18 protein-coding genes and 1 tRNA gene are annotated in these 18,788 nt (G+C 64.6%); 13 read left to right on the top strand and 6 right to left on the bottom strand.

What is annotated here, in order from left to right; genetic code table 11:
- Nucleotides 1-145: 145 nt before the first annotated feature.
- The 4 genes from V7D81_RS05940 (at nt 146) to ispH (ending at nt 5,607) form a co-directional block, all read left to right on the top strand.
- On the top strand, nt 146-1,081 hold the full coding sequence (locus V7D81_RS05940) for a bifunctional riboflavin kinase/FAD synthetase (RefSeq protein ID WP_324315217.1): 936 nt from the start codon (nt 146-148) through the stop codon (nt 1,079-1,081).
- Between the two features lie 29 nt (nt 1,082-1,110).
- Entirely contained in the window at nt 1,111-3,936 is a 2,826-nt protein-coding gene (ileS, locus tag V7D81_RS05935; RefSeq protein ID WP_324315216.1) for an isoleucine--tRNA ligase, read from the top strand.
- Nucleotides 3,937-4,087: 151 nt separating this feature from the next.
- Nucleotides 4,088-4,657, top strand: coding sequence for a signal peptidase II (lspA, locus tag V7D81_RS05930; RefSeq protein ID WP_324315215.1), 570 nt, complete (start codon nt 4,088-4,090; stop codon nt 4,655-4,657).
- Complete coding sequence (gene ispH / locus V7D81_RS05925) at nt 4,657-5,607, top strand: 4-hydroxy-3-methylbut-2-enyl diphosphate reductase (protein WP_324315214.1); 951 nt, start codon at nt 4,657-4,659, stop codon at nt 5,605-5,607. The genes lspA and ispH overlap by 1 nt, the downstream gene beginning before the upstream one ends.
- Before the next feature lie 4 nt (nt 5,608-5,611).
- Here the strand turns inward: ispH and pilV are convergent, their stop codons facing one another.
- Nucleotides 5,612-6,076: a type IV pilus modification protein PilV gene (gene pilV, locus V7D81_RS05920; RefSeq protein ID WP_324315213.1), complete on the bottom strand. Its 465-nt coding sequence runs from the start codon at nt 6,074-6,076 to the stop codon at nt 5,612-5,614.
- Nucleotides 6,077-6,152: 76 nt separating this feature from the next.
- Complete coding sequence (locus V7D81_RS05915) at nt 6,153-6,695, bottom strand: GspH/FimT family pseudopilin (RefSeq protein WP_324315212.1); 543 nt, start codon at nt 6,693-6,695, stop codon at nt 6,153-6,155.
- 168 nt (nt 6,696-6,863) lie between these two features.
- On the opposite strand from V7D81_RS05915, the gene V7D81_RS05910 reads away from it, so the two are divergent.
- From V7D81_RS05910 to V7D81_RS05900, 3 genes are all read left to right on the top strand, one after another.
- Nucleotides 6,864-7,313: a Fur family transcriptional regulator gene (locus tag V7D81_RS05910; RefSeq protein ID WP_324315211.1), complete on the top strand. Its 450-nt coding sequence runs from the start codon at nt 6,864-6,866 to the stop codon at nt 7,311-7,313.
- Nucleotides 7,314-7,382: 69 nt separating this feature from the next.
- Nucleotides 7,383-7,458, top strand: a tRNA-Thr gene (locus V7D81_RS05905).
- 119 nt (nt 7,459-7,577) lie between these two features.
- Nucleotides 7,578-8,234, top strand: a complete 657-nt coding sequence (locus tag V7D81_RS05900; RefSeq protein ID WP_324315210.1) for a lysophospholipid acyltransferase family protein — start codon at nt 7,578-7,580, stop codon at nt 8,232-8,234.
- 40 nt (nt 8,235-8,274) lie between these two features.
- Here the strand turns inward: V7D81_RS05900 and V7D81_RS05895 are convergent, their stop codons facing one another.
- Both V7D81_RS05895 and V7D81_RS05890 read right to left on the bottom strand, forming a co-directional pair.
- A complete protein-coding gene (locus tag V7D81_RS05895; protein ID WP_324315209.1) occupies nt 8,275-9,111 on the bottom strand; it encodes a cation diffusion facilitator family transporter in 837 nt (278 codons plus the stop codon).
- 11 nt (nt 9,112-9,122) lie between these two features.
- Nucleotides 9,123-9,245 (bottom strand): hypothetical protein, encoded by a 123-nt coding sequence (locus V7D81_RS05890; protein WP_324315208.1) that lies wholly within the window; start codon nt 9,243-9,245, stop codon nt 9,123-9,125.
- Nucleotides 9,246-9,459: 214 nt separating this feature from the next.
- Here V7D81_RS05890 and V7D81_RS05885 point away from each other — a divergent pair, with 214 nt between their 5' ends.
- The 3 genes from V7D81_RS05885 (at nt 9,460) to V7D81_RS05875 (ending at nt 14,880) form a co-directional block, all read left to right on the top strand.
- Nucleotides 9,460-10,194, top strand: coding sequence for a glycosyltransferase family 2 protein (locus tag V7D81_RS05885; protein WP_324315207.1), 735 nt, complete (start codon nt 9,460-9,462; stop codon nt 10,192-10,194).
- A 13-nt stretch (nt 10,195-10,207) separates the two neighbouring features.
- Nucleotides 10,208-11,953, top strand: a complete 1,746-nt coding sequence (locus V7D81_RS05880) for an ArnT family glycosyltransferase (RefSeq protein WP_324315206.1) — start codon at nt 10,208-10,210, stop codon at nt 11,951-11,953.
- Nucleotides 11,954-12,195: 242 nt separating this feature from the next.
- Nucleotides 12,196-14,880 carry an EAL domain-containing protein gene (locus tag V7D81_RS05875; RefSeq protein ID WP_324315205.1) on the top strand — a complete coding sequence of 895 codons (2,685 nt, stop codon included), beginning with the start codon at nt 12,196-12,198 and terminating at the stop codon, nt 14,878-14,880.
- Nucleotides 14,881-15,121: 241 nt separating this feature from the next.
- On the opposite strand, the gene V7D81_RS05870 is transcribed toward V7D81_RS05875, so the two are convergent.
- Nucleotides 15,122-16,210: a glycosyltransferase family 9 protein gene (locus V7D81_RS05870; protein WP_324315204.1), complete on the bottom strand. Its 1,089-nt coding sequence runs from the start codon at nt 16,208-16,210 to the stop codon at nt 15,122-15,124.
- Between the two features lie 348 nt (nt 16,211-16,558).
- Here V7D81_RS05870 and V7D81_RS05865 point away from each other — a divergent pair, with 348 nt between their 5' ends.
- On the top strand, nt 16,559-17,161 hold the full coding sequence (locus tag V7D81_RS05865) for a superoxide dismutase (protein ID WP_324315203.1): 603 nt from the start codon (nt 16,559-16,561) through the stop codon (nt 17,159-17,161).
- 94 nt (nt 17,162-17,255) lie between these two features.
- Here the strand turns inward: V7D81_RS05865 and nadC are convergent, their stop codons facing one another.
- Nucleotides 17,256-18,107, bottom strand: coding sequence for a carboxylating nicotinate-nucleotide diphosphorylase (gene nadC / locus V7D81_RS05860; protein ID WP_324315202.1), 852 nt, complete (start codon nt 18,105-18,107; stop codon nt 17,256-17,258).
- A 144-nt stretch (nt 18,108-18,251) separates the two neighbouring features.
- Here nadC and V7D81_RS05855 point away from each other — a divergent pair, with 144 nt between their 5' ends.
- Together V7D81_RS05855 and grxD are read left to right on the top strand one after the other, a co-directional pair.
- Nucleotides 18,252-18,449, top strand: coding sequence for a DUF1289 domain-containing protein (locus V7D81_RS05855; protein ID WP_324315201.1), 198 nt, complete (start codon nt 18,252-18,254; stop codon nt 18,447-18,449).
- A 29-nt stretch (nt 18,450-18,478) separates the two neighbouring features.
- On the top strand, nt 18,479-18,788 hold a 310-nt coding region (gene grxD, locus V7D81_RS05850), incomplete at its 3' end, for a Grx4 family monothiol glutaredoxin (RefSeq protein ID WP_349257611.1).

Below are 18,788 nucleotides of genomic sequence, written 5' to 3'. Positions count from 1 at the left end.
GGAGCCGCGCGATCCGCTGCCTCTTCCTGTAGGTCAGGCTTTAGCCTGACTCCAAAGACGCCGGCTAAAGCCGGCCCCACAGGCCGCGCCGCCGCCCCCTATAATCCCGGCCCTTCCATGAAGATCTGGAGTTCATGAGGCCGCGATGGAATTGATCCGGGGCCTGCACAATCTGCGTCCCCGGCATCGGGGCTGCGTGCTGACGATCGGCGCCTTCGACGGGGTTCACCGCGGTCACCAGGAGATGATCCGCGTCGTGCGCGAACGGGCCGCGGATTACGGCGTGCCGGCCGCGGCCCTGTCGTTCGAGCCGACGCCCCGCGAATACTTTGCGAAGGACATGCCGCCGGCGCGGCTGACCCGGTTTCGCGAGCGCTTCGAAGCGTTCGAGCGCTACGGTCTCGACCGGTTCGTCTGCCTGAACTTCAACGAGCGCATTCGCGCCATGGAGCGCGGCGAATTCATCGAGCGGGTGCTGGTGGAAGGCCTGGGCGTGAAGCACCTGGTGGTCGGTCACGACTTCCGTTTCGCGCGCCAGCACGAAGGCAGTGTCGCGACGCTGCGCGAAGCCGGGCCGCGCTACGGCTTCGACGTGACGGAAGTGCCGCCGTTCGAGATCGATGGCGAGCGCGTGAGCAGTTCGCTGATCCGGCAGGCGCTCGACGTGGGCGACATGGCGCGCGCCGAGCGTTTTCTCGGGCGCCCGTATCGCATCACCGGCAAGGTGATCGAGGGACAGAAGCTCGGCCGCAAGCTGGGCTTTCCGACCGTCAACTTGCGATTGCATCGGCGCGCGACGCCGCTGGCGGGCATTTTCGCCGTGCGTGTGTCAGGGTGCGGGCTGCAGGATGCGCCCGGGGTGGCGAGCCTCGGCACCCGGCCCGTCGTGAACGGGAAGGAATTGCTGCTGGAAGCCCACATATTCGATTACAGCGGCGACCTGTATCGCCGCTACGTGCACGTGGATTTCATTGCACGATTGCGCGATGAACTGTGGTTTCCGGACCTGGATGCGCTGGTGGCGCAGATGAACAAGGACGCGGCCGAAGCGCGGCGCGTTCTGGCTGACCTACGAGGATGACTGCCGCGCCGATGCGGTGACGAAACGACATGGCCGAGTACAAAGACACGATCAATCTTCCCCAGACCGACTTTCCCATGAAAGCCGACCTGGCCCGCCGCGAGCCCGACATGCTCAAGTGGTGGGAAGAGCATTCGATTTACGCCAGGCTGCGCGAGATCGCACGCGGTCGTCCGACGTTCATTCTCGCGGACGGCCCGCCGTATGCGAACGGCGCGATCCATCTCGGTCACTCCATCAACAAGGTGCTGAAGGACATCGTCGTCAAGTCGCGCACCATCGACGGCTACGACGCGCCGTACGTGCCGGGCTGGGACTGTCACGGCCTGCCGATCGAACACCAGATCGAGAAGACCCGCGGCAAGGAAGTGAAGTCGCTCGAACCGCGCGCCTTCCGCCAGGCCTGCCGCGAATACGCGATGGAGCAGGTGAACATCCAGCGCGAGGATTTCAAGCGCCTCGGCGTAATGGGCGACTGGGATCGTCCGTACATGACCATGCAGCCGCGCTACGAGGCGGAGCAGTTGCGAGCGTTCGCGCAGATCATCCGCAATGGCCACGTCTACAAGGGCCTGAAGCCGGTGCACTGGTGTCTCGATTGCCGTTCCGCGCTGGCCGAGGCGGAAGTCGAATACGAGGACAAGACCTCGCCTGCGATCGACGTGCGGTTCGCAGCGAAGGATGCGGCCGATCTGGCGCGTCGCTTCGGATTGACGACGGCGCCGTCGACGCGCGCCAGTGTCGTGATCTGGACCACTACGCCATGGACGCTGCCGGCGAACCAGGCCGTCGCGCTCGGGCCCGAGATCAAGTACTCGCTGATCGACACGGGATCGGAACTGCTGATCCTCGCCAGCGAACTGGCGGACAGCGTACTGAAGCGTGCGGAAGTCGCTGAGTCGAAGAAGCTCGCCGAAGCGACCGGCGCCGCGCTCGAAGGGCTGCAGCTCGCGCATCCGTTCTACGATCGCACCGTCCCCGTGATCCTCGGCGATCACGTCACGCTCGATGCCGGTACCGGCGCCGTGCACACCGCGCCCGGGCATGGTCAGGAAGACTATGCGGTCGGCATGAAGTACAAGCTGAAGATCGACAATCCGGTCGGCAGCGACGGACGTTTCGTCGCCGGCACGCAGTTCTTCGAAGGCGAGAAGGTCTTCGATGCGAACAAGCACGTCATCGAAGTGCTGAAGGAACACAACGCACTGCTGCACGACGAGTCGCTGCGTCACAGCTATCCGCACTGCTGGCGTCACAAGACGCCGGTGATTTTCCGCGCCACGGCGCAGTGGTTCGTCAGCATGGAACAGGCGGGCCTGCGCGCCGGCGCGCTGCGCGAGATCGGCAAGGTGAAGTGGATGCCGGGCTGGGGCGAGAGCCGCATCGGCAACATGATCGCGGATCGTCCCGACTGGTGCATCTCGCGCCAGCGCGTCTGGGGCGTGCCGATTCCGCTGTTCACGCACAAGGCGACAGGCGAACTGCATCCGCGTTCTGCCGATCTCGTGGATGAAGTGGCGAAGCTGGTGGAGAAGGACGGCATCGATGTCTGGGCCGATCTCGACCCAGCACAGTTGCTCGGTGCCGAGGCAAAGGACTACGAGAAAGTCACCGACATCATGGATGTCTGGTTCGATTCCGGCGTCATGCATCACTGCGTCACGACGATGTTCCCGCAGATCACGGCGCCGGCTGATCTGTATCTGGAAGGCTCGGACCAGCATCGCGGCTGGTTCCATAGTTCATTGCTGACGTCCGTCGCCCTGCACGATCGCGCGCCGTATCGCGCCGTGCTCACGCACGGATTCACGATCGACGAGAAGGGCCGCAAGATGTCCAAGTCGCTCGGCAACGTGATCGTGCCGCAGAAGGTCATCGGCTCGCTCGGCGCCGACGTGCTGCGCCTGTGGATCGCGGCCACCGACTACGCCAATGAAATGAGTCTGTCGGATGAGATCCTGAAGCGGGTCGGCGAGTCGTATCGGCGCATGCGCAACACGGCGCGCTTCCTGCTGGGCAATCTCGCCGGCTTCGATCCTGCGACTGACCAGGTGCCGGTCGATCAGCTCGTTGCCATCGACCGCTGGGCGCTGTGGCGCACGCAGCAGGTGCAGGACGAGGTGATCGCCGCGTATCGCGACTACCAGTTCCACCTGATCTACCAGAAGGTGCACAACTTCTGCAGCGTCGATCTCGGCGGCTTCTATCTCGATGTGCTGAAGGATCGTCTGTACACGACGCCGGCGAAGAGCGCGGCGCGACGTTCCGCGCAGACGGCCATGTTCTGGATCGCCGAAGCGATGGTGCGCTGGCTCGCGCCGATTCTCTCTTTCACGGGCGAGGAGATCTGGCGGCATCTGCCGAAGTCCACGGGCAACGGCGAGCGCGGCCAGTCGGTGTTCTTTGAAACGTGGGCGCAGTTGCCGCAGGGCGCGGCGGTGCGGCCGTCGGTCGATTGGGATGCCGTGCTCGACGTGCGCAGCGCCGTGGCGCGCGAACTGGAGAAGGTCCGCAACGAAGGCGCGATCGGTGCGCCGCTCGATGCGGAAGTCGATGTGTACTGCGCGCCGGCATTGCTGCAGACGCTGGGCGAGTTCGGCGAGGAACTGCGCTTCGTGTTCATCACCTCGGCCGCCCGCGTGCATCCGGCCGATGCGCGTCCGGCCGACGCGGCGCCGGCGCAGAACGACGATCGCAATACGGCCTGGATCGTCGTCAAGCCGACGACGGCGACCAAGTGCGTGCGCTGCTGGCACAAACGTCCGGAGGTGGGCGCGAATGCGAAACATCCGGAGCTGTGCGGGCGTTGCGTGACGAACATCGATGGCCCCGGCGAATCGCGCCGCTTCACCTGAACCAAGTGCTGCACGAAATGAATTCCACGCACCCGATCGCCCCCACCCTGACCCTCCCCCGCTTCGCGGAGGAGGGAAGTAGGCGCGAACCTCGCTCCAATTCTTCCCCTCCTCCGCTTGCGGGGGAGGGCAGGGTGGGGGCTGTCTGCGCATGAACGCACCTCTTTCCAAGGTCTGGTTTCATCCCACGCGCGGCGCCAGCAACTGGCTGTGGCTGTCGTTCTTCGTGGTGCTGATGGATCAGGTGACGAAGGCGCTGGTCGTCGGTTCGGTGAAGGGCAAGGCGAGCTTCGCGCTGTTGCCGATTCTCGAAATCGTGTACCTGGAGAATCGCGGCGCCGCCTTCAGCATGCTGCACGATGCCGGCGGCTGGCAGCGCTGGTTCTTCATTGCGCTCGTGCTGGTCGTGAGCGTGGTGCTGATGCTGTGGCTGCGCAAGCTGCGTACGCCCGAACAGACGATCCTGGCCATCGGCCTGTCGCTGGTGTTGGGCGGCGCGCTGGGCAATGTCATCGATCGCGTCTGGCACGGCTATGTCGTCGACTTCATCTATTTTCACTGGCGCACCTGGGATTTCCCGGCGTTCAATATCGCGGACACGGCCATTTCGATCGGCGCGGTCTGTCTCCTGATCGATGCGTTCCGCGAGAGCGGACGCGAAAAAATGGGTGAGAGCGGGCGCGAGAAAGAAAAGGCGGCAGCTCCGGCGGAGAAACAGTAGTGCAGATCCTGCTCGCCAATCCCCGCGGTTTCTGCGCCGGCGTCGATCGCGCGATCGATATCGTCGAACGGGCCATCGAACTCTTCGGTGCGCCGATCTACGTGCGACACGAAGTCGTGCACAACCGCTACGTCGTCGATCGCCTGCGCAACATGGGTGCGGTGTTCGTCGAGGAACTGAACGAGGTGCCTGCCGGCGCCACGGTGATCTTCAGTGCGCATGGCGTGTCGCGGGCAGTGCAGGACGAAGCGCGCGGCCGCGACCTGAAAGTCTTCGACGCGACCTGTCCGCTCGTCACCAAGGTGCACATGGAAGTGACGCGCTATGCGCGCGAAGGGCGCGACGTGATCCTGATCGGTCACGAAGGGCATCCGGAGGTCGAGGGCACGATGGGGCAGTTCGATACCTCGTTCGGCGGCCGCATCCTGCTGGTCGAGACGCCGGCTGACGTCGAGCACCTGGACGTGCGCAATCCCGAGCAGCTGGCCTTCGTCACGCAGACGACGCTGTCGGTCGACGACACGCAACTGGTCGTCGATGCACTGCGCCGCCGTTTCCCTGAACTGGCGAATCCTCGCAAGGAAGACATCTGCTACGCGACCCAGAACCGCCAGGACGCGGTGAAGCAGCTCGTGCAGCGCTGCGATCTGATCCTGGTCGTCGGCTCGCCCACCAGCTCCAACTCCAACCGCCTGCGCGAGATCGCGGAGAAGGCCGGCATCCCGGGCTACCTCATCGACGGCCCCGAGGATCTGAAGCGCGAATGGTTCGAAGGCAGGAAGTGCGTCGGTGTTACCGCAGGCGCCTCGGCGCCGGAGATCCTGGTCGAGCGGGTCGTAGCGAAAATCCGCGAATGGGGCGGCGAAGCGCCGGTGAACCTGGTGGGCCAGCAGGAAAGCGTCGTGTTCAGCCTGCCGCGCGAACTGCGCATCGCGCGCGTCGCGAACTGAAATTTCATTTCGAAGGCTGCACGCGCACCACGTACGACGCCGCACCCGCACCGGCTGCGGACCAGCTCACCGAAACGACGAAGGTCGGCGGATTCGTCGTCAGATCGCGCGTGATTGCGCCGCTGCCGTTCGGCAGCGCCTTGCGGATCTCGTCGTGCCAGCAGGCCGCTTCCTGGGCGGCGGCATTGACCGGGCGCGGATCGCGCGTTTCCGTGCACAGCACGCCGATCACATTGGCATAGCCGGTTCGTCCGGCCGCATTCGCGTTCACCTTCTCTGCCATGAGCTGGGCGAGCCGCGCAGCCTGGGCCTGCGGATGCGTGTCGATCTCCGTCTGCATGGCCTCGCCATACAGGGCCGCAATACCGATGAGACCGATGCCGACCACCAGCAGGGCGGCGATGACTTCGACCAGGGTGAAACCCGAAAAGCGGAGCGGTGGGCGGTGAGCGGTGAGCCGGAGTTGCATGGGCGGGGCAGCGAGCTGTTTTGCGCAGCCTATAGCCTGCCGGCCTCGCCCGCATCTCCCAGGCCGTCGCCCCGCTTCACGGACAGCGCAGCGGCTTGTTGCTCGAGTCGCGCTGCGACACCCGCGGTCGCCCCGTCTGACTGATGATGATCGCCCGTGCATGCGCACCGCCGCGAGCGTCGCAGAAGAGCAGGGTGCCGTTGACGACACCCTGGTTGTACGCGCGAAACGAATAGGCGAGGCGGTTGGACGTGATCGAGCCGTTCGACCATCCCTGGTAGACCATCAGGATGTCTTCGCCGTCGTCGCGTTGCGGCAGGTCATCGGCGTCGTCGTTGACGAAGACCATCCAGCCCTCGCTCCAGGCGGCGGCGCCGTTGTTGCAGGTCGAACCGTTCGATGACTTGCAGAGACTGACGATCCGCCCGCGCTTGATCGCTTCCGAGCGGGCGAGATACAGCGCGTGCACGAAGCTGTTCACGGCGGTCGTGCGTTCGTTGTCGCGGATCATGCCGGTGAAGCCCGGCACGGCGAGGCCGCCCAGAATGGCGACGATGGTCAGCGTCATCATCATTTCCAGCAGGGTGATCCCTGCAGACCGTGGTCGACGGGCACGCATCCATGCGCTCCAGAATTGGCTGTACAGGAGAGCAGCCTATCGGGAGAGAACGGCTGCGCGGTGCGGAGTTTCTCGACTTTCAGCCAGTTTTTCGGAGCCGGCTGGCCGCGGCCGCCGGGCCGGGGGTATGCTCCCCGGCAGTTTCTTCGAGCCACCGTACCCGCCGCCGTGAGCAGTCTGTTTCAGGCCTACCCGCAATCCCCGATGAGCCGGGAATCGATCGTCGATGAATTGCAGCTCCATGGTCTCAAACCGACCGGCCAGCGCGTGCGGGTCGCCGAAATCCTGATGCATGCGCCCACCCACATGACTGCCGAACAGATCCTGGCGGCGGTCCGGCAGGGCGGCGAGCGCGTTTCCAAGGCCACCGTCTACAACACGCTCAAGGTGCTGGCCCAGACCGGGCTGATCCGCCAGATCCACCTGGACCCGGAACGGTCCGTGTACGACTCCACCCGAGCGCCGCATCATCATTTCCACGACCTGGAGACCGGTGAGCTGCGCGACATCCACCCCGACGAGATCGCCTTCAGCCGGTTTCCCGCGCTGCCGGCGGGCATGGAGGCCGAGGCCATCGAGGTGGTGATCCGGATTCGCAAAAAGCACGCTCCCCGCTGACAGTTCACAGATTGCGGGCGTCTGCTACCTCTCTCCGGCTTCTTTCTCTATACTTCGCCCCCCTCGCGGGCCGGAGTAGCTCAGTTGGTAGAGCAGCGCATTCGTAATGCGCGGGTCGGGGGTTCAAGTCCTCTCTCCGGCACCACTTTTTCGTGACACAGACGCCGCGCCCCAAGCGCGGCGTTTGCGTTTTCGGGGCCGGACGCAGTGACCACACCCGCACGTTCCAGATCGAGTCGCAGCCTCACATGGGGTCGCGTTTTCGTGTATCGAATCGCCGTCGGCGTGGCGATGCTGGTCCTGGAAATCCTGTTCCTCACCTGCCGCTTTCGTTACGTGGGAATCGACCGCTTCCGCAAGCGGGTCGAGGAGCACGGCGCCGTCGTGCCGGTGTGCTGGCACCAGCATCTGCTGATCTGCGCGCGCTTCCTGGTCAGCAGACACATTTCGCCGCCGCTCAAGCCCGGTTTCATGATTTCGCCGTCCGTCGATGGCGAGGCGCCGACGATGCTGGCGCAGGCTTATGGAGTCCATGTGGTGCGCGGCTCCAGCACCTATTCGGGGATGCGCGCGGTGCGCGGCATCAAGCAGGCCATCGAGAAGGAAGGCATTTCGGCGGCGGTCACGCCGGACGGGCCCAAGGGGCCGCGCTTCAGGTTCAAGGCCGGTGCGATCTTCACGGCCCGCGTCGCGGGCAAGCCCGTCATTCCGCTCGCCTTCGCTGCGCGTCCGGCCTGGGTGCTGAAGACCTGGGACAAGTTCGTGATTCCCGTGCCCTTCGGCCGCATCTGCATCGCCGCCGGCGAGCCGTTCTATCCGCCGCGCGACATGACGGATGAAGAGATGGAGCAGGCGCAGGTCGAGATGGAACGGCGCATGCTCGAGACTTATCGCCTCGCGGCGGATGCGTTGAAGCGTTGATCTCTTCCTGTAGGTCAGGCTTCAGCCTGACTCCTTAGCCTCAAGGCCGGCTGAAGCCGGCCCCACAGGAAGAGGGGTGCTCGTCGGCGCAGTCCTCCGCTTCGATCTGTATCGTCGCGTGCGTAATGCCGTAGCGTTCCGACAGCACGGCCTGCGCCTCTCGCAATACCCTCGCGTGATCTGCGCCCGTGCCGACGGAGGCGTGCATGGTCAGCAGGATTTCCTGCGGTCCGACCAGCCAGGTGTGGATGTGGTGGACGTCGCGAATGTCCGGCACCCGTTCTTCCAGCGTGCGACGCAGTTCCGCGATGTCGATTCCCTCCGGCGAGCCTTCCATCAGGATGTGCGTCGAACGCCGGATCAGCGACCATGCGCTGCGCACGATCAGCAGGCACACGAAGACCGACAGCAGCGGGTCGATGGGCGTCCAGCCCGTGAACATGATGACGAGTGCCGCGACGATGGCGGCGACGGATCCGAGCAGATCGCCGAGGACGTGCAACGTCGCGGCGGCGATGTTCATGTCGTGCGAGTCGCCCCGCCGCAGCAGGGCGAACACCACCAGGTTGATCACCAGTCCGGCGCTGCCGATCCACAGAATCATCGAACCGTCGACCGGTGCCGGCTGCAGGAAGCGCTGCACTGCCTCGATACAGATCCACGCCGTGATGAACATCAGGGCGCAGCCGTTCACGAAGGTCGCCAGCACGCGCAGTCGCTGATAGCCGAACGTACGCCGCAGATCGGCCGGGCGTCTCGCGATGAGTACGGCAGCCCACGCAACGCCCAGCGCCGCGGCGTCCGTGAGCATGTGGCCGGCATCGGCCAGCAGCGCCAGCGAACCGGCGATCAGTCCGCCCGCGAACTCGATGACCATGAAGCCGGCGGTCAGCGCCAGGGCGAGCGCCAGCAGCTTTCCGGAACCATGGGCAGGGTCGTGATGATGGGCATGACCGTCGTGAGAGGCGGCTCGCCGATCCTGCGGTCCGTGCGCAGGGTCGTGGTGGTCATGCGGATGATGCGCGTGCATGCCATGGAGCATAGGTCGGCGCCCGATCATTACAAGGGCGGTCTGCGATCTATGACGATTGATTCCCGCAGGGGCGTACGTCTAACTGCGATCTGCGGGCGCCGTCGTATGGCGGGGACGTAATGCGGCGGCGGCGTGGCGCCCGCTATTCTCCCTGTCGAACAAGGAACCGTCCGGAAGCACAGTGCAGGAATCATGCGAATTTCGGTTGTCATCCCGGTCTGCAACGAAGAAGAGAACGTCGGCCCGCTGGCGCGGGAAATCTGCCAGGCATTGGAGGGATTTCGTCCCTTCGAAATCATCTTCGTCGATGACGGCAGCACCGACGGCACGGCCGCGGCGCTGCTGGCGGCGCAAGTCCAGGAAATTCCCGAGCTGCGATTGCTGCGGCATTCGCGACGCAGCGGTCAGAGCGCCGCGGTCCATAGCGGCGTGCGCGCGGCGCGCGCCGAATGGATTGCGACACTCGATGGCGACGGCCAGAACGATCCGGCCGACATTCCCGTGCTGATCGCTGCGCGCGAGGCGCGCGGCGACGGCGCGAAACTGGTCATGGGCAATCGCAAGGCGTCGCGCCAGGACACGTGGCTGCGCAAGGTCTCGTCCCGCGTAGCCAATGGCGTGCGCAGCTGGTTTCTCGACGATGCGACGCCCGACTCGGGCTGCGGCATCAAGATCATGCATCGCGCGACGTTCCTCGACCTGCCGCGTTTCGATCACATGCATCGCTTCCTGCCGCCGCTGTTCCTCAACGCCGGCGCCGAAGTGATCTCGGTGCCCGTGCGGCATCGTGCGCGCATGCACGGCACGTCGAAGTACGGGCTGTGGAATCGGCTGTGGGTCGGCATCGTCGATCTGTTCGGCGTGCGCTGGATTCTCAAGCGCAATCCGCCGCGGCCGAAGGTCGTGGAGCAGGGCATCGAACGTTAGGCGCCGGTATCGCGTGGACTCCTTCATCCAGCAGTGGTTCCGGTCAGGTCAGCATCGTCCAGCCGATGTGCGCATCGATCTGCTCTGGCTGACAGGGCTGGTGCTGTTGCTGGTGGCGACGGGCATCGGGCTGCGCGACCCGTGGCCTGCGGACGAGCCGCGCTTCGCCCTGATCGCCCGCGACATGCTGGCGACCGGACAGTGGCTCATTCCCCAGGTCGGCGGCGATGTCTACGCCGACAAGCCGCCGCTGTTCTTCTGGCTGGTCGCCGCCGGTATCGCGGCGACCGGTTCGGTGCGATGGGCATTCCTGTTGCCTTCGCTGTTCGCAAGCCTCGGTTGCGTCGTTCTCGTCTATGACCTGGGTCGTCGGCTCTGGAATCGGGAGACCGGACTCGCGACGGCGCTCGCACTACTGTTCAGCGTGCAGTTCGTGTGGCAGGCACGACAGGCGCAGATCGATGCGACGCTCTGTTTCTTCACGACGCTCAGCCTGTATGGACTGCTGCGACATTGCCTGCAGGGTCCGCGCTGGGGCTGGTACACGATCGGCTGGGCCGCCGCCGGCTTCGGCATCATCACCAAGGGCGTCGGCTTCCTGCCGCTGCTGGTGTTGCTGCCGTATGTGCTGAGCCGCAAGGGCGGCTGGCAGCCTCGACCGCAGTTTCGCGGTGGCTGGCGCTGGTGGCTGGGACCGCTGGCATTGTCGATGGCCGTATCGGTGTGGCTCGCGCCGATGCTGCTGGCCGCGGAATCGACTCCGGAACTGCGCGCCTATCGCGACGAGATCCTGTTCGGACAGACAGTCGAGCGCTACGCCTCGGCGTGGCATCACCGCGAGCCGTTCTGGTATTTCATCCTCGAAGTCATTCCCGGCCTGTGGCTGCCGTTCACGGCGCTGCTGCCCTGGCTCGTGCCGCGCTGGCGCGATCGGCTGCGCGAGAAGGATCTGCGCGTGCTGCTGCCGCTGGCCTGGGTCGCGATCGTGGTGCTGTTCTTCAGCTTCAGCACCGGCAAGCGGGGGGTCTATGTGCTGCCGGCATTGCCTGCGCTCGCGCTGGCGACGGGGCCGGTGCTGGCGCACATCGCGCAGCGGCGCGGTGCGCAGCGGCTGATCTTCGCACTGGCCTGCCTGATCGCCATCGTCGGCCTCGCGGGTGGCGCCTGGCTGTTCTTCGAACCCGCGCAGCGCCAGAAACTGCTCGATCTCCATGGCATCGATGGTGTCGTGCCGTTGCTGAGTCTCGGACTGGCGACTGGCCTGGCGTGTGCGCTTTGCCGCCCGCATCGCGGATTCCTGGCGTGGGGGCTGGTGGTGGTGGCAACGCTGGTGTGGGTAAGTTTCGTCGTGAATCCCGCGATCAATGCCGTGCGCTCGGGGGCGGCACTCATGCGCAGGGTCGAAGCGCTGACACCACCCGACAGACCACTTGGACTGGTCGGGTACAGAGAGCAGTACCTGCTGGAACTGCGTCGGCCGGTAACGAACTTCGGACACGCACGCTGGCGCGACGCAGACCAGGAAGCAGCCGATGCGGCGTTATGGCTGTCGCAGGATCGCGACCGGGTATTGCTCGTCGATGAGTATGTCCTGCATGCCTGCTTCCCCGACGTTTCGCCTCACGAACTGGGACTCGCCAACCGCGAGCACTGGTATCTCGTCGAAGGAGCGGCGAGTCCGGACTGCATCGCGCGTGGTCGCGCTTCGGCGACGATTCGCTACGATCCCTCGCAGGCCCTGAAGTACTCGCACAAGTAATCGTATGTCGTTGACGGCTATGATCCTCTGCAAGGCCGTGCCACAATCGGCCGCAGCCGTCGCCGGCCCATAATCTCAACACTGTCGGGCAGCGAGGGCGGGAGGATCGTCCAATGACTGCCACCGACCGGTCCGGCATGCCGGGTCGACACAACAATTTCCGGGCAGCAATGCGCAGCCATGCGGCTGTCGTCCGCGTGAGTTCGCGTTTCCGCTGACGACGACCCTTCGGGCTCCACCCAGTGGCGAGCGATCCGACCAAGGCCATCGATCCGATTCCGCGCGCAGCGGGCGGCAGTCTCTTCATTACGCGACCGCCCACGGGTACGCAGCGCTCGAAGGCCGGACTCGATGTCGTCCTGACCAAGGCGGCCGTCGATTTCCAGAATCCTCCGGCGGCCGATGTCGATTCGCTGGTACGTCAGAATCTCGATGCGGTCCGCGAAGCGGCCGCACTCGATGCTTTCTTCATCGCATTGATCGACGAACACGAACCGACCATCCGCAAGGTCGTCGGCTCGGCGAGCCTGTTCGCCACCTTCAATCCCGAAACGCTTGCGGGCCAGTCGATAGAAAATCTTCCGTATCTGCGCGAGCGTCTCGAACACATCCGCATCGCCGAGATCCGCGACACGCAGCAGCCGCGTCGCGAACTCGTCGCCGAAGCGGCGCGCTTCGCGGCGCTGCAGGTCGGCGCGCTGCTTCTCGTGGGCTTCGCCGTGGCCGGCAAGGTGCGCGGCTTCTTTGCGATGTGTTCGACGCGACCGCGCGAGAGCTGGGATGCCAACCTGCACCTGGCGATGAAACTGCTGGCGTCGAGCTATGCCAGCGGTCTCGAACGCAAGCAGTACCGCACGCAGTTCGACGATCTCGAAGAACGCAGCGAACTCGCGCTGCACGGCGCCAATGACGGGCTGTGGGATTTCGATCTGGAGAAGACCACGTCGTATTTCTCGCCGCGCTGGAAGTCGATGCTCGGCTACTCCGACGACGAGGTCGAGCCGCTGATCGACTGGCAGCCGCTGGTGCATCCCGAGGATCTGCCGCGCGTCCAGACGGCGCTGCGCGATCATCTCGCCGGCAAGGAGCCGATGTTCGAAAGCGTGCATCGCCTGAAACATCGCGACGGTTTCTGGCTGTGGGTCGTGAGCCGCGCCAAGGCGCGCGTCGACGAACACGGCCGCACGCGCCGCATCGTCGGCGTCGATCTCGACGTGACCGAGCGCAAGTTGTACGAAGAAGCGCTGTTCCGCGAGAAAGAGAGCGCGCAGATCACGCTGCAGTCCATCGGCGACGGCGTGATCACGACGGACTCGAACTGCCGTATCGAATACCTGAATCCGGTCGCCGAGCAGCTCACCGGCTGGCGGCTCGAACATGCGCAGGGCCGCGTGATCGATGAAATCTTCCGCAGCTTCCACGAGGAAACCTGCGAGCCGCTGGAAAACCCGCTCGCGGTGTCGATCCGCCGCACGCGCGCCATCAAGTCGGTGCGTCCGACGCTGTTGATCCGTCGCGACGGCAACGAGCTGTACATCGAAAGCTGCGCCTCGCCGATCCGCGACGGCGCAGGCTCCGTCTGCGGCGGCGTGCTGGTGTTCCATGACGTGAGCGAAAGCCGCGAGCTGAACCGCAAGCTCTCCTATCACGCAAGCCACGACATCCTGACGGGCCTGGTGAACCGCCGCGAATTCGAGTCGCGGCTCGAACGCGCCATGAAGAGTTCGAGGGCGCGCGAGGCGTCGTTTGCGCTGTGCCACATCGATCTCGACCAGTTCAAGATCATCAACGACAACTGCGGCCACAGCGCGGGCGATGCACTGCTCGGTCAGGTCGGCGCGCTGCTCAAGTCGAAGATCCGCTGGCGCGATACCGTGGCGCGGCTCGGCGGCGACGAATTCGGCGTGCTGCTCGAAAGCTGTTCGCTCGAAGAGGCGATCCGCAGTGCCGAAGCGCTGCGCGAAGCGATCCGCAACTACAAGTTCGTGTGGGAAGAGCGCACGTTCCGGCTCGGCGCCAGCATCGGCGTCGTGCCGCTGTCGACCGAGAACGAAGACGTGGCTTCATTGCTGTCGGCCGCCGACAGCGCCTGCGCCGCCGCCAAGGAAAGCGGCCGCAACCGCATCTACAGCTTCCAGGAAAACGACATCGACCTGATGCGTCGTCGCCGCGAAATGCAATGGGCGGCGCGCATCAACAACGCGCTCGAAGACAACCGCTTCGAGATCTATCGCCAGGTGATCCAGCCGCTGCAGACGCCGGACCTGGGGCTGCACTACGAACTGCTGCTGCGCATGCGCGACGAGGCCGGCAAGATCGTCGCGCCCGATCAGTTCATCGCCGCCGCCGAACGCTACGGCCTGACGCCGAACATCGATCGCTGGATGATCGAGCACGCGCTGCGCTGGCTGGTCTCGGAAGCCGACGAGCGCGAGAAGCTCGCGATGTGTTCCATCAACCTGTCGGGCCAGAGCCTCGGCGACGACAAGTTCCTGCCGTTCGTGATCGATCACTTCCATCGCAGCGGCATCGATGCCTCGAAGATCTGTTTCGAGATCACCGAGACGGCGGCCATCGCGAGTTTCTCGCAGGCCAACCGGTTCATTCACGCACTCAAGGAACTCGGCTGCCGCTTTGCATTGGACGACTTCGGCACGGGCCTGTCGTCGTTCGGCTACCTCAAGCACTTTCCCGTCGACTTCCTCAAGATCGACGGCAGCTTCGTCAAGGAGATCCTCCACGACCCGATCGACCGCGAGATGGTGCGCTCGATCAACGAGATCGGCCACCTCACCGGCAAGCAGACCATCGCCGAATTCGCCGAGAACGCCGAGATCATCGAGATGCTGCGCAGCCTGGGCGTGGACTATGCGCAGGGCTTCGGCATCGCTACGCCGCAGCGGGTGATGCGGGCGGTGGTGGGATAAGAGAAAGAGGTTTCACACGGAGTTCACGGAGAGCACGGAGAGCACGGAGAGCACGGAGAGCACGGAGAGCACGGAGAGCACGGAGCAGAAAAGGATTTCACACAGAGAACACAGAGAAAGAAAATCCGATCTGAAATCTTCTTGACCTCTGTGCTCTCCGTGCTCTCTGTGTGAAATTCTTGATCTTCTCCTCTCCGTGGCCTCCGTGGCCTCCGTGATCTCCGTGTGAAACTCCCTCTTCTTACTGCCCCGCCAGCGCTTCGGCCGGCGCGCGATCCGGTACACGCTGCGGTATCTCGCGCCACGCGGCAATGACGCGTGCAGCGTCGATTCCAAGAATGTTGGGCTGGCCGTCGATGTGTCCCTGAAGCACGACTGACGAACTGTCGCGTCCGCCGGGACGGTAGCGGGCGGGGTCGGCATCGGCGAACAGCGTGACGACGGGGCAGCCCACTGCGGCGGCGACGTGCGCTGGACCGGTGTCGACGGAAATCATGCTGTCGGTACGTTCGAGCAGTGCGATCAGGATGGGCACGGGCAGATCGTTGGCGACGTTGTGGATGTTCGTCACGCGCGCGGCACGGATGATGTCCTCGTTGAGATCGGATTCCTGCGGCACGCCCAGCAGCACGATCGCGCTGCGTGGGCAGTCCTGACGTACGGCGCGGATCACTTCGGCCCAGCGTTCTTCGGGCCAGTACTTCTTGTTCGTCACGCGGCGACGATTCCACGAGCGCATCGTGCGCTTGTTGCCAGCCTGGATCGCAATCAGGGACTGGTCTGCCAATCCATGGCGGTGTAGCCAGGGCTGCAGGTCGCTGCGCATTGCCGACGTCACCTGCAGGAACGCATGCGAAGGTCGCGGCAATGCCGGAGGCGGGTAGGCTTGGCCGAGCACCGCGGGCGTGTCGTCGGCGAATCGCACCCAGCGATCGGCGTCATGTTCGCCGGGAATGACATGCGTGAAATCGCAGACGAATTCGTCGGGGATCCTGCCCCGGCGCAGCAGATCGCGACCGACATCATGCGGATGAGCGAACCAGGTGGGTGTCGGGCCGCGCTCGCGCAACCAGCGCACGAGGCGTTGCTGATCCGGACTGAGAAAATACGGCCGCCGCCGGCTGCCGACGAGCATGATCTCGCCGACGCCGGGTTGTCCTTCGAGCAACGGCCGCGTCCAGCTGCCGGAGCTGACGAGGTCCACCGGCACGCCGAATCGCTGCTGCAGTCGCTGGATCATCGGCGTCAGCAGCACCATGTCGCCGAGCGCACCGAAACGCACGATCAACACGCGCTGGAAGGTGGGTGTTCGGCTCGCGACAAGTTGCATTGATGACCGCTGGTTCTCGCGGCGCTGCATCGCCGTCATTTCGCTGTACACCGCCTCGAGATGGGCGGCACGATCGCGGGGCCGAATCTACGCCAAATCGAGCGTAGATGCGCGGATTTGAGCGAGGCTCGAGCGCCACGGCCGACCGGTGCCTTGCTTGCGAGCCGCGGGGCCCGCTGTTATTTTGCCGGGCGGAGATCGACCGGCGTACCTGCCCGTGCGCGCCCGGCCTCCCACTCACGCTCGACGGTTTTCGTATCACGCATTCGTTGCGACGAGGTCGTTCGCGGGAGAAGGATCTGCCAGCGGTTCGCAGGTGCCGCGGCTTCAAACCTATCGGAGATCGCCATGAGTTTCAGTCTGCCGACACTACCCTATGCCTACGGTGCGCTGGCCGAGCGCGGCATGTGCCAGGAAACCCTCGAGCTGCATCACGGCAAGCACCATCAGACCTACGTGACGGCATTGAACGGCCTGGTCGAAAAGAACGACGCGCTCAAGGGCAAGTCGCTCGAAGAGCTGGTGAAGCTGTCGCACGGCAAGGAAGACCTGACGCCGGTCTTCAACAATGCCGGCCAGCACTGGAATCACAGCTTCTTCTGGAATTCGCTGTCGCCGAACGGCGGCGGCATTCCCGGCGCGCTGGAGCAGAAACTGACGGCCGATTTCGGCGGCGTCGATCAGTTCAAGGCGCAGTTCAAGGCGGCGGCGCTGGGTCAGTTCGGTTCGGGCTGGGCGTGGCTGGTGCTGGGCAAGGACGGCAAGCTCGCCATCACCAAGACGCCGAACGCCGGCACGCCGATCGCGACGGGCGAGAGCAAGCCGCTCTTGGTGCTCGACGTGTGGGAGCACGCGTACTACGTCGATTTCCGCAACCGCCGTCCGGACTTCACGGACAATTTCCTCAATCGGCTCGCCAACTACGAGTTTGCCGCGGCGAATCTGAAGTAGCTGCTGATCTTCTGCTTGTCTGCTGTGGGGCCGGCTTTAGCCGACCTCTTTGTCGGAGTCAGGCTGAAGCCTGACCTACAAGAAGAATCCGGTTCTACAGCACGAACCGCATCGACAGATCGACGGCCTGCACATGCTTGGTCAGGCCGCCGATGCTGATGAAATCCACGCCGGTCTCGGCAATCCCGCGAATCGTTGCCATCGATACGTTGCCTGAAGCCTCCAGCTTCACCCGGCCATTGTCGTGCCGACGATTGATGGCCACGGCCTCGCGCATCATTTCCAGCGTGAAGTTGTCGATCAGGATGCGATCGATATCGGTCGCGAGCGCCTGACGCAGTTCATCGAGATTCTCCACTTCGACTTCGACGACGCGCTGGCCCGCGATCCTGCGCGCCTGGGCTACGGCTGCAGCGATCGAGCCCGCTGCAGCGATGTGGTTCTCTTTCACCAGAATGGCATCGAACAGGCCGATGCGATGGTTGACGCCGCCGCCGCAGACCACGGCGTATTTCTGCGCCAGGCGCAGGCCGGGAATCGTCTTGCGCGTGTCGAGCACGCGCGTATTCGTGCCCGCGATTGCATCGACGTGGGCGCGCGTCGCCGTGGCAGTTGCGGAAAGAGTTTGCAGAAAGTTGAGTGCGGTACGTTCGCCCGTCAGCAGATGCCGCGCCGAACCGCTCAGTTCGCAGAGCTTCTGATTGGCCGCGATGCGATCGCCGTCGGTCGCGAACCAGCGGATCTCGATCGCCGGATCGAGCTGACGGAATACGGCGTCGAACCATGCGCGTCCGCACAGTACGGCGTCCTCGCGGGAGATCACCGTCGCCCGGGCGCGTTTGTCGGCGGGAATGAGCGAAGCCGTCAGATCGCCGTCGCCGACGTCTTCGGCGAGTGCGCGGGCGATCTGGGTGTCGATATCGTGCGGCAGGGCAGGAACGTTCATGCGGCGGGATTAGATCACAGCCGATCCACGCCGACGATTGGCGCGAACCCCCGCCTCGTGCGGCATAACTCCCTGATTTCCCGGACGGCATTGAACAAACAGGGCGCGGTCCCCATAATTTCCGCCCCGCACGGCCCCTCGTTCATGAATTCGCAGCCACTTCCGTCGATCCCGGTCGCCTCGCCGTGCACCAAGGTGTGTACCCTGAACGGCCAGGGTGTCTGCATCGGCTGCGGTCGCGAGCTGAGCGAGATTGCCCACTGGTCGCGCCTGTCCGCCGCGGAGCAGATCGAAGTCTGCCGCCGCGCCAGCGAACGTCGCGACCGGTTACGAGTGCCGTAAAGTCGAGAAATCCTGTCGAGGTGTCATCCGTGGACGTCATTGAACGCATCAAGTCACAGCTCTCTGCCAATCCCGTGCTGCTCTACATGAAGGGCACGCCGGACTTTCCCCAGTGCGGCTTTTCCGCCGCTGCCGTGCGCGCACTGAGCGCAGCCGGCGCAAGCTTCGGACATGTGAATATTTTCGAGGACCCGGAACTGCGCGAAGCGCTGAAGCAGTACTCGAACTGGCCGACCTATCCCCAGCTCTACGTGAACGGCGAACTGATCGGCGGCTCGGACATCATCATGGAGATGTACAACAGCGGCGAACTGCAGAAGGTGCTGTCGGAGGCGAAGT

It is taken from the genome of Povalibacter sp. (assembly GCF_036735925.1).
Taxonomy (GTDB): Bacteria; Pseudomonadota; Gammaproteobacteria; order Steroidobacterales; family Steroidobacteraceae; genus Steroidobacter.
The sequence above is the reverse complement of the archived record's forward strand: the minus strand, read 5'-3'. Positions and strand labels throughout refer to the sequence as shown.

Bases quoted from the DNA above. Each gene is read 5' to 3' on its own strand.
- V7D81_RS05940 (WP_324315217.1), top strand. From the start codon at position 146: ATGGAATTGATCCGGGGCCTGCACAATCTGCGTCCCCGGCATCGGGGC.
- ileS (WP_324315216.1), top strand. From the start codon at position 1,111: ATGGCCGAGTACAAAGACACGATCAATCTTCCCCAGACCGACTTTCCC.
- lspA (WP_324315215.1), top strand. From the start codon at position 4,088: ATGAACGCACCTCTTTCCAAGGTCTGGTTTCATCCCACGCGCGGCGCC.
- pilV (WP_324315213.1), bottom strand. From the start codon at position 6,076: ATGCAACTCCGGCTCACCGCTCACCGCCCACCGCTCCGCTTTTCGGGT.
- V7D81_RS05915 (WP_324315212.1), bottom strand. From the start codon at position 6,695: ATGCGTGCCCGTCGACCACGGTCTGCAGGGATCACCCTGCTGGAAATG.
- V7D81_RS05895 (WP_324315209.1), bottom strand. From the start codon at position 9,111: ATGGTCATCGAGTTCGCGGGCGGACTGATCGCCGGTTCGCTGGCGCTG.
- V7D81_RS05890 (WP_324315208.1), bottom strand. From the start codon at position 9,245: ATGACCACCACGACCCTGCGCACGGACCGCAGGATCGGCGAGCCGCCT.
- V7D81_RS05885 (WP_324315207.1), top strand. From the start codon at position 9,460: ATGCGAATTTCGGTTGTCATCCCGGTCTGCAACGAAGAAGAGAACGTC.
- V7D81_RS05870 (WP_324315204.1), bottom strand. From the start codon at position 16,210: ATGCAACTTGTCGCGAGCCGAACACCCACCTTCCAGCGCGTGTTGATC.
- V7D81_RS05865 (WP_324315203.1), top strand. From the start codon at position 16,559: ATGAGTTTCAGTCTGCCGACACTACCCTATGCCTACGGTGCGCTGGCC.
- nadC (WP_324315202.1), bottom strand. From the start codon at position 18,107: ATGAACGTTCCTGCCCTGCCGCACGATATCGACACCCAGATCGCCCGC.
- V7D81_RS05855 (WP_324315201.1), top strand. From the start codon at position 18,252: ATGAATTCGCAGCCACTTCCGTCGATCCCGGTCGCCTCGCCGTGCACC.